Below are 10,712 nucleotides of genomic sequence, written 5' to 3'. Positions count from 1 at the left end.
AGATCCGACACACCACCACCATCAACCGACACCGCACCACGCGTGACGATCACCAACCGGCCATCAGCGAACCTCTCATCCGCCAACCACCCCTGCACCACACCCAAAACCCCACCAACAACCCCCCGCAACGCCCCCGGAACTCCCACCCCAGAGCCATCCACAGACACATCGACAGGCACCTCAGGCACGGCAAACACCACCACATCAGCGCCCACCCCACCACCACCCGCAACGTCCTCCCACCACACGAACGAACCAGCCTCAGCCGCCGAACCCCCAGCAACCACACCCCACTCAACCGCCAGCAACGAACCGCCAGCAGCCCCACGCCCACCCGTACTCAACTGCTCAGCAGACACCTCACGCGCCACCAACGACCCCACCGACAACACGGGAACTCCCGCACCATCAGCCACCTCCAACGCCAGCTGACCCGCACCACCCCGCACGATCCGCACCCGCACCACCGACGCACCCGCCCCGAACAGCGACACACCCGCCCACGAGAACGGCAGGTGCGGGGCGCCGTCAGCAGGGGCCTCCGTGACCATCGCCGCGTGCAGGGCGGCGTCGAGCAGAGCGGGGTGCAGTCCGAACCGGCCCGCATCGTCACGGGCCTCGTGGGGAAGAGCGACCTCGGCGAAGATCTCCTCACCCCGCGTCCAGACAGCCTTCAGCCCCTGGAACACCGGGCCGTACCCATACCCCTGCTCCGCCAGCCGCTCATACGCACCCGCCACAGGCACCGACACCGCACCCGCCGGCGGCCACGCCACCAGATCGAAGTCAGGGGCAGGTGCGTCCGGGCGCAGCGTCCCCTCCGCGTGGAGGGTCCAGGGCGCCTCAGGGTCGCCCTCAGGCCGCGAGTGGACGCCCACCTGCCGCCCGCCGTCCTCGGCCGGAGCATCGACGACGACCTGGACCTGCGTCCCGTTGGTTTCAGGAAGCACGAGGGGAGCCTGAAGAGTCAGCTCCTCCAGCAGCCCACACCCGACCTCCTCACCCGCGCGCAGGGCCAGCTCCACCAACCCGGTCCCCGGCACCAGCACATTCCCCAGCACACCGTGGTCGGCAAGCCAGGGGTGGGAGTTGAGGGAGAGGCGGCCCGTCAGAACCACCCTCTCGTCCGGCGTGCTCACGGCGGCTCGGAGCAAGGGGTGCTCGAGGGCGGTCTGCCCCGCACCGGAAGCGTCACCCTTGGCCGCCGCGTTGGTGAAGCTCTCCTGCCAGTAGCGCTGCCTCTGGAAGGCGTACGTGGGCAGGTCGACACGGCGGGCTCCGGTGTCCTGAAGGCATGCGCTCCAGTCGACGGGCACACCTCGCAGGTGTGCCGCGCCGAGCCCGGCCAGCAGTTCGCGTTCCTCGGAGCGGTCACGCCGCTGGGTCGGGATCAGGGCGGCGGCGTCCTGCTGCTCGTCGCCTGCGGAGACACAGTCCTGCGCGAGCGCTGTCAGTACGGTGTCGGGACCGATTTCGAGGAACGTCGTGACGTTCTTGGACTCAAGGCAGTGGATACCGTCCGCGAAGCGCACGGCCTGCCGCACGTGCCGCACCCAGTACTCGGGCGCGCGGAGTTCGGCGGCGGTGGCGAGCTCCCCGGTGACGTTCGACACGACCGGGATGTTCGGGCTGTTGTAGGTGAGAGTGGCGGCCAGCTGGCCGAACACCTCCAGGATGGGATCCATCAGGGGTGAGTGGAACGCGTGCGAAACCCGCAGACGGCTGGTCTTACGACCCTCCGCCTCAAACCGGGCCGCAACCTCCAGGACCTCGTCCTCGGCGCCGGAGATGACCACCGCGTCCGGACCGTTCACCGCAGCGATACTCACCACGTCCGACGTCAGGTACGGAAGGACCTCGTCCTCCGACGCCCGGACAGCGACCATCGCACCACCAGCCGGCAACGCCTGCATCAACCGCGCCCGCGCAGCCACCAACCGCGCCGCATCCGCCAGCGACAGCACACCCGACACATGCGCGGCAGTCAGCTCACCCACCGAATGACCGGCCAAGAAGTCCGGGCGCACACCCCACGACTCCAGCAACCGGAACAACGCCGTCTCGAACGCGAACAACGCAGGCTGAGTGAACTCCGTCCGCTCCAGAACCCCCGCATCCTCACCCCACACCACATCCCGCAACGACCCCGCCAGGTGACCGTCCAGCTCCGCGACCACCGCATCGAACGCCTCGGCGAACACCGGGAACGCGCCGTACAGCTCACGCCCCATCCCCACCCGCTGCGCACCCTGACCCGTGAACAAGAAGGCGGTGCGACCTTTGCGGCGCAGGGGGGTAGGGGTCTCCCCCTGAACGAAGTCGGCCAGTGCGGCATCGAGTTCGGCACGGTTCTCGCCGATGAGGACCGCTCGGTGTTCGAGCGTGGCTCGGCCCGTCGCCAAGGAGTGGGCGACGTCGAGGGCCCGGGCTTCGGGGTGGGCCGTGAGGTGACCACGCAGCCGTTCGGCCTGGGCCGTGAGGGCCTGCGGGGTCTTCGCGGAGAACGCCCAGGGGATCACCGACGGGGTACGCCGCGGGCTGTCGGCGCCGGCGGCTGTGACCTCGTCGGCGGAGGGGGCCTGTTCGACGATGACGTGGGCGTTCGTACCGCTGATACCGAAGGAGGAGACGGCGGCTCGCCGGGGGCGCCCGGTCTCCGGCCACTCCCGGGCTTCGGTCAGCAGTTCCACGGCTCCCGCGGACCAGTCCACCTGAGGGGTGGGCTCGTCCAGGTGGACGATGCCGGGCAGGAAGCCCTCTCGCATGGCCAGGACCATCTTGATGACGCCGCCGACCCCGGCCGCGGCCTGGGTGTGCCCCAGGTTGGACTTCAGAGCGCCGAGGAGCAGTGGCTCTCCGCCCGCGGCACGCTCACGGCCGTACGTGGCCATCAGGGCCTGCGCCTCGATGGGGTCTCCGAGGGTGGTGCCCGTGCCGTGGGTCTCGACGGTGTCGATGTCGGCGGCGGTCAGGCCTGCGTCGGCCAGCGCCTGCCGGATGACCCGCTGCTGGGAGGGGCCGTTGGGGGTGGTGAGCCCGCTGGAGGCACCGTCCTGGTTGAGGGCGGAGCCCCGGATCACCGCGAGCACCGGGTGCCCGTTTGCACGGGCGTCGGAGAGGCGTTCCAGCAGGATGAGCGCGGCGCCCTCGGAGCACCCGGTGCCGTCCGCGCCTGCCGAGAAGGACTTGCAGCGGCCGTCGGCCGCCAGGCCGCGCTGTTCGCTGAAGTAGACGAACATGTCGGGTTCCGTCATCACGGTGACGCCACCGGCGAGGGCGAGTGTGCACTCGCCCTTACGGAGGGCCTGGGCGGCCCAGTGCAGGGCGACCAGCGAGGAGGAGCACGCCGTGTCCACGGTGACCGCCGGGCCCTCCAGCCCCAGGGTGTAGGCGACCCGGCCCGTGACCAGGCTGCCGTCGCTGCTGCCGGGCCCGTAGTCGTGGTACATCACGCCTGCGTAGACCCCGGTCGCGGAGCCCTTGGCGGAGGTCGGGTCGATGCCCGCGCTCTCGAAGGCCTCCCAGGCGGTCTCCAGAAGCATCCGCTGCTGCGGGTCCATGCCCAGCGCCTCGCGGGGGCTGATCCCGAAGAACTCGGGATCGAAGTCCACGGCGTCGTAGAGGAAGCCACCCTCGCGGGCGATGGACTTGCCTGCGACGCCGGGCTCCGGGTCGTACAGAGCGTCGAGGTTCCAGCCCCGGTCCGTGGGGAAGCCGGCGACGGCATCCTTGCCGTCGCGGACGAGGCGCCACAGCTCCTCCGGGGTGCGTACGCCGCCGGGGTAGCGGCACGCCATGCCGACGATGGCGACGGGTTCGTCGGCACGGTCGGTGAGCTGCTGGTTCTGCTGTCGCAGCCGTTCGTTCTCCAGCATGGACGAGCGCAGTGCTTCGACGATCTGCTCAGCGGATGCTTCCACGTGATTGTCCCTGGTTTCTCGCTGGGTGACCGGATGCTGTCAGGACTTGTCGGTGCCGAGAGCGGCCCGTACCAGGTCCTCGATGTTCATGCTCTTGATCGCGTCGCTGCGGGTGCTGCCGCCGTCGCTGCCGGACTCCTCGGACCCGTTGCCGGGTGCCGGGGTCTCCGCCGAGAGCTGGAGCAGGGTGTCCAGCAGTCCGGCCTCACGGAGGCGGGCGATGGAGAGGGTCCCGATCCGCCGCTGGAGTTCGGCGTCGTCACCGGACACGGCCGGCGCCTGTGCACCACCGCCCGTGCCGTTCGCGGCCGGAGCGGAGGCGGGCGGCACCAGTGCTTCGATGCCGGGCAGGAGCTCCTCCAGGAGGAACTTCGCCAGGGTCACCGGGTTCGGGTAGTCGAACATCAGCGTGGCCGGGAGCCTCAGCCCGGTCGCCGAGCTGAGACGGTTGCGCAGCTCGATCGCGGCGAGCGAGTCCAGACCCAGCTCGGTGAAGCCCTTCTCGACGTCGATCGCGTCCGGTTCGTCGTGCCGGACGGCCGCGACGTGGGTGCGCACGGTGTCCAGGAGGACCCGGTCGCGCTCCTGTCCCGGCAGTGCCGCGAGACGCTCTTCGAGCGACTGGGTGCTCTGCGTGTCCGGTGCGGAGCCCCGGGCACGCTGGGTGCCGCGGGTTCCCTGACTGCCGCCGGCCGGACGGGCGGTGCGCGCGGTGGAGCGCTGTACGACTTCGCGGAAGACGGCCGGCACGGAGCCGGAAGCGGTCATCGCCGCGGCGTCGATCCTCAGCGGCACCACGGTCGGTGCGGTCAGGCCGAGCGACTGGTCGAACAGGACCAGTGCCTCAGCCGAGGAGAGCGCGGGCAGGCCCATGGCCGCCATCCGCTGTTCCTCTAGGTCCTCGTCGACTCCGGCACCGCCGAGACCGGTCCGGGTGGCCCACAGGCCCCAGGCCAGCGAGACCGCCGGAAGCCCCTGGGTCCTGCGGTGGGCGGCGAGCGCGTCCAGGAAGCGGTTGGCCGCGGCGTAGTTGCCCTGGCCCGCCCCCATGGCCAGGCCGGACACCGAGGAGAACAGGACGAATGCCTTCAGCGGCAGGTCCCGGGTGAGTTCGTGCAGATGCCAGGCCGCGTCGACCTTGGGCCGGAACACCCCGTCGAGCTGCTCGGTGGTCAGCGCGTCGATCAGGGCGTTGTCCATCACTCCGGCCGCGTGCACCACCGCGGTCAGCGGCTGGTCCGCCGGAATCGCGGCGAGCAGGCCGGACACGGCGTCTCGGTCGGCCGTGTCGCAGGCCGCGACGGTGATCTCGGCACCCAGCGCGCCGAGTTCGTCACGCAGTGCCGCAGCGCCGGGTGACTCGGCGCCACGGCGGCCGGTGAGCACCAGGTGGCGGACGCCGTGGGCGCTGACCAGGTGCCTGACGAGCACCGCTCCGAGGCCTCCGAGACCACCGGTGACCAGGACCGTGCCGGTCGGACCCCACGTCTGCGGGGTGTCTCCCTCGGCTGCGGAGACCCGGGCCAGTCGCGGCACCTTCACCTCGCTCCCGCGAACCGCAGCTTCCGGCTCGCGGAGCGAAGCCACGGCGGGCAGCGTCCGGCGGGCGGTGTCCGAGCCGTCCAGGTCGACCAGGACCAGACGGTCCTGGTGTTCCTGCTGCGCGGACCGGATCAGGCCCCAGACGGGGGCTTGCGAGAGATCGTTCGGCGTTTCCTCGGAGGGTTCGGTCTCGGTGAGTACACCGCCGTGGGTGAGGAGCATGAGCCGCGAGTCGGCGAACCGGGGGTCGGCCAGCCAGTCCTGGACGAGCCCGAGGACTTCCGCCGCCGTCCGGTGGGTGCGCTCGGCCACGTCGTCGCCCTCCGCCGCGCCGGAGCAGCGGTGGAGGACCAGCTCGGGCGCCTTGGTGCCGGCGTCGACGACGGCGCGCAGCGCGGCAAGGTCGGCATGGACCGGCAGGGCACCGGGAGCCAGGCCGAGGTCGGCTGCGAGACCGAGATCGTCCTCACCGAGGACCGCCCAGTCGCCCACGGTGGCGTCGGAGTGCGCGCCGACCGGCAGTTGGCTCCAGCCCAGCCGGAACATCGACTCCAGGTGGCGGGTTCCGGTGGATGCCGCGGCGGCTGCCGAGACCCGGTCGGGCGTGACGGCCCGGACCACCAGGGACTCGACGCTCGCGACGGGCGTGCCGTGCTCGTCGGCGAGCTCCAGCCGCACCGCGTCGGAGCCGACCGCCTCGTCGGATCCCGTCCAGTTGATCCGTACGCGGAAGCAGGCGGCGCCGCCTGAGTGCAGGGACACACCGGACCAGGAGAACGGCAGCATGGAGGCACCGACGTCCTGGGGCTTCCGGCCACCGAGGAAGTCCGTCGCACTGAGCGCCGCGTCCAGCAGGGAGGGATGCATGCGGTACCGCGCGGCCTCGTCCCGTGCGTAGTCCGGGAGGGCGACCTCCGCGAAGACCTCCTTGTCGCGCTGCCAGACGGCCTTGAGGCCGCGGAACATCGGACCGTAGTGATAGCCCTGCGCGGTCAGGTAGTCGTAGACGTTGCTGACGTCGACCGGCTCGGCACCGGCCGGCGGCCAGACCCCGTGGCCGACGTCGAACTCTTCGGGAGTGACCGGCTCACGGTTCTCGACCGCCAGGTATCCGGAGACGTGCCGGGTCCACTCCACCTGCGGCGGAGCGTCCTCGACGCGTGAGTAGACAGCCAGCGAGCGGCGGTCCGCGTCGTCGGGCGCGCCGACGACCACCTGCACCGCGACCCCGTCACCGTTCTCCGGCAGGGGCATCAGCGCCTCGATGACGAGTTCCTCGACCAGGTCGCAGCCGACCTCCTCGGCGGCGCGGAGCGCGAGTTCGACGTAACCGGTGCCGGGCAGCAGCACGGTGCCCAGCACGTCGTGGTCGGCGATCCACGGGTGCGTGGTCACCGAAAGGCGGCCGGTGAGGACCACGCTGCCGCCCTCGGGCGAGACCACGACGGACGTGAGCAGCGGGTGCCCGGCGGCCACCTGACCGAGACCGGCGGCATCCACGGCGGGCGCCTCGGCGGCGTCCAGCCAGAAGTGCCGCTTCTCGAAGGCGTAGGTGGGCAGGTCGACGCGGCGGGCTCCGGTGGGCGCGTAGAACGCGGCCCAGTCCGGGACATGGCCCACGGTGTGCAGGCGCGCAAGCGCCGTTACCAGCGCCTCGGGCTCGCTCTGATTGCGGCGCAGGCCTGGTACGAACACCGCGTCGGCCGCCGAGTTCTGGGCCATCGCGGTGAGGACGGCGTCGGGGCCGACCTCCAGGAACACCCTCACCCCGGCAGCCGAGAGCGCGCGCACACCATCGCCGAAGCGCACGGCCTCACGGACATGGCGCACCCAGTACTCGGGGGTGCGCAGGCCATCGGTGGTCGCGAGCTCGCCGGTGAGGTTGGAGACCACCGGAATACGGGCCTCGCCGAACGTCACGCTCTCGGCGACGGTACGGAACTCGTCGAGCATCGGCTCCATCAGCGGCGAGTGGAACGCGTGCGAAACCCGCAGGCGGTTTGTCTTACGGCCCTCCGCCTCGAAGCGGGCGGCAACCTCCAGGACCTCGTTCTCGGCGCCGGAGATGACGACCGCGTCCGGACCGTTCACCGCAGCAATGCTCACCGCGTCCGAGGTCAGGTACGGAAGGACCTCGTCCTCCGATGCGCGGACAGCGACCATCGCGCCGCCAGTCGGCAGGGCCTGCATCAGCCGGGCCCGCGCGGCCACCAGCCGTGCCGCATCCGCCAGCGAGAGAACACCCGCTACGTGCGCGGCAGTCAGCTCACCCACCGAGTGCCCGGCCAGGAAGTCCGGGCGCACACCCCAGGACTCCAGAAGCCGGAACAGGGCTGTCTCGAACGCGAAGAGGGCCGACTGAGTGAACTCCGTCCGCTCGAGAAGCCCCGCATCCTCACCCCACACCACATCCCGCAGCGGCGCGGACAGGTGACCGTCCAGCTCCGCGACCACCGCGTCCAACGCCTCGGCAAACACCGGGAAGGACGCATGGAGCTCACGCCCCATCCCCACCCGCTGCGCACCCTGACCCGTGAACAGGAACGCCAGTGCGCCGACCGATCGCGCAAGGCCTTGAACCACGGTGGAGTTCTCGCGCCCGTCCCTCAACGCAGCCAAAGCGGCGTTCAGTTGTTCCGTGTCCCCCGCCAGCACCACCGCGCGGTGATCCAGCGCGGCACGGGAGGTGGCCAGGGAGAACCCGAGGTCGTACAGGTCGAGTTCGGGGTTGTCCGCCAGGTGGGTGTGGAGCTGGTCTGCCTGGGCGGCCAGCGACGTCGCGCTGCTCGCGGACAGGGCGAGCGGTACGGGCACGGCATCCGTGGCCGGATCGGCGAGGCGCTCCGGGGCCTGCGGGCCGGAGGGCTCCGCCGCCTGCTCCAGGATGATGTGGGCGTTGGTACCGCTGAGCCCGAAGGACGAGACGGCGGCCCTGCGGGGGCGGCCGGTCTCGGGCCAGACACGGGCCTCGGTCAGCAGCTCCACGGCGCCCTCCGACCAGTCCACCTGGTCCGAGGGGCGGTCCACGTGCAGGGTCGCGGGCATCTGGCCGTGGCGCAGTGCCATCACGGCCTTGATGATGCCGCTGACGCCGGCTGCGGCCTGGGCATGGCCGATGTTGGACTTGATGGAGCCCAGCCACAGCGGCTGCCCCTCCGGGCGCTCCTGGCCGTACGTGGCCAGCAGGGCCTGGGCCTCGATCGGGTCCCCGAGGCGGGTCCCGGTGCCGTGGCCCTCGACCATGTCGACGTCGGTCGTGGTGAGGCCGGCGGAGGCCAGGGCCTGCTGGATGACGCGCTGCTGGGAGGGGCCGTTGGGGGCCGTGAGTCCGTTGCTCGCACCGTCCTGGTTGACGGCCGAGCCGCGCACCACCGCCAGCACCGGGTGACCGTTCCGCCGGGCGTCCGACAGCCGCTCCACCAGGAGCAGGCCGAGTCCCTCGGACCAGCCGGTGCCGTCCGCGCCTGCGGAGAAGGACTTGCAGCGGCCGTCGGCCGCCAGGCCGCGCTGCTGGCTGAAGTCGACGAAGATGTCCGGGTTGGGCATCACGGTGACGCCGCCGGCCAGTGCCATGTCGCAGTCACCGGACCGCAGGGCCTGGATCGCCGAGTGCAGGGCAACGAGGGACGATGAGCAGGCGGTGTCCACGGTGACGGCCGGGCCTTCCAGGCCCAGGGCGTAGGAGACGCGCCCGGAGGCTATGGAACCGGCGCTGCCGTTGCCGAGGTAGGGCGTCAGTTCGTCGGACACGGTGCCGGCCCGGGAGCCGTAGTCGTGGTACATGATGCCGACGTAGACGCCGGTCCGGGAGCCGCGCAGCGAGTCCGGCGCGATCCCGGCGCGCTCGATGGCTTCCCAGGCCCCCTGGAGCAGCACTCGCTGCTGGGGGTCCATGGCCAGGGCCTCGCGCGGCATGATGTCGAAGAACTCGGGGTCGAAGTCTGCGGCGTCGTGCAGGAACCCGCCGTCACGGGCGTAGGTCTTGCCGGGAGTGCCGGGCTCGGGGTCGTAAAGGGCGTCGGCGTCCCAGCCACGGTCGGCGGGGAATCCGGTGATGGCCGAGCGGCCTTCTGCGACCAGTTGCCACAGGTCCTCGGCGCTTCTGACGTTGCCGGGGAAGCGGCAGCTGATGCTGACGATGGCGATCGGGTCGTCGGCTGCCGCGGGCACGGCGGTACGCACGGCCGGTGCCGCAGGGGCCGTGACGCCCTCCAGCCGCGAGCCGATGAAGTCGGCGACCGCACGGGAGTTGGGGTGGTCGAAGACCAGGGTGGCCGGGAGCCGTACGCCGGTGGCACCGGTGAGGGCGTTGCGGAACTCCACAGCCGCGAGCGAGTCGAAGCCCATGTCCTTGAACGCCCGGTCCGGGCTGACGCCTTCGGCTCCGCTGTGGCCGAGCACGGTGGCGGCTTCGGCCCTGACCAGTTCGAGCAGTGCTCGGGAGCGCTCGGCCGCCGTGCCGACGAGAAGTCCGCCGAGCCGGGCCTCTGCCCCGGCCGCGCCCATGGCAGCGGCGCGGCGAGGGGTACGACCGGGGCGGTGCACCAGGTCCCGCAGGAGCGCGGGAAGCTCGCCGGAGCGGGCCGAGAGAGCGGCGGTGTCCACGGGCAGCGGTACGAGAGCGGGGAGTCCGGTGCCGAGGGCGGCGGAGAAGAGGGCGAGCCCCTCCTCGACGGCGAAGGCGGGAGTGCCGAGCCGGTTCATCCGGTCGAGGTCGGCCTCGGAGAGGGATCCGCCGAGGCCGGTGTCCACGGCCCACATGCCGAACGCCAGGGAGGTGGCGGGCAGTCCGGCGGCCCTCCGGTGGACGGCGAGCGCGTCCAGGAACACGTTGGCCGCCGCATAGTTTCCCTGTCCCGCGGCGAGGACCAGACCGCCCGCGGAGGAGAACAGCACGAACTGCTTCAGGTCCAGGTCGCGGGTCAGCTCGTGCAGGTGCCAGGCACCGTCGGCCTTCGGCCGCAGCACGGCGTCCAGTCGCTCGGCCGTGAGTGTGCCGGTGAGTCCGTTGTCAGCCACCGCCGCGGCGTGCACAACGCCGGTGAGAGGGTGGTCGGCGTCGATGCCGGCGAGCAGCGCGCCGAGCGCGTCCCTGTCCCCCGTGTCACACGCAGCGACCGTGACGACAACGCCCGACTCCCGCAACTCGGCGGCCAGCTCGACCGCACCCGGAGCCTCAGCACCACGACGACTCGTCAGCAACAGACTGCGCACACCATGCTCAGCCACCAGATGACGCGCCACCAG

At 71.5% G+C, this 10,712-nt stretch carries 2 protein-coding genes; both read right to left on the bottom strand.

Annotation, left to right across the window (positions count from 1 at the left end; translation table 11 throughout):
• A partial coding sequence (locus tag ABZY45_RS34955; protein WP_356746287.1) for a beta-ketoacyl synthase N-terminal-like domain-containing protein occupies positions 1-3,923 on the bottom strand: 3,923 nt, incomplete at its 3' end.
• Positions 3,924-3,962: 39 nt separating this feature from the next.
• Entirely contained in the window at positions 3,963-10,709 is a 6,747-nt protein-coding gene (locus ABZY45_RS34950; RefSeq protein ID WP_356746288.1) for a type I polyketide synthase, read from the bottom strand.
• Positions 10,710-10,712 lie beyond the last annotated feature (3 nt).

The organism is Streptomyces sp. NPDC006516, from assembly GCF_040611875.1.
Lineage (GTDB): Bacteria > Actinomycetota > Actinomycetes > Streptomycetales > Streptomycetaceae > Streptomyces.
The sequence above is the reverse complement of the archived record's forward strand: the minus strand, read 5'-3'. Positions and strand labels throughout refer to the sequence as shown.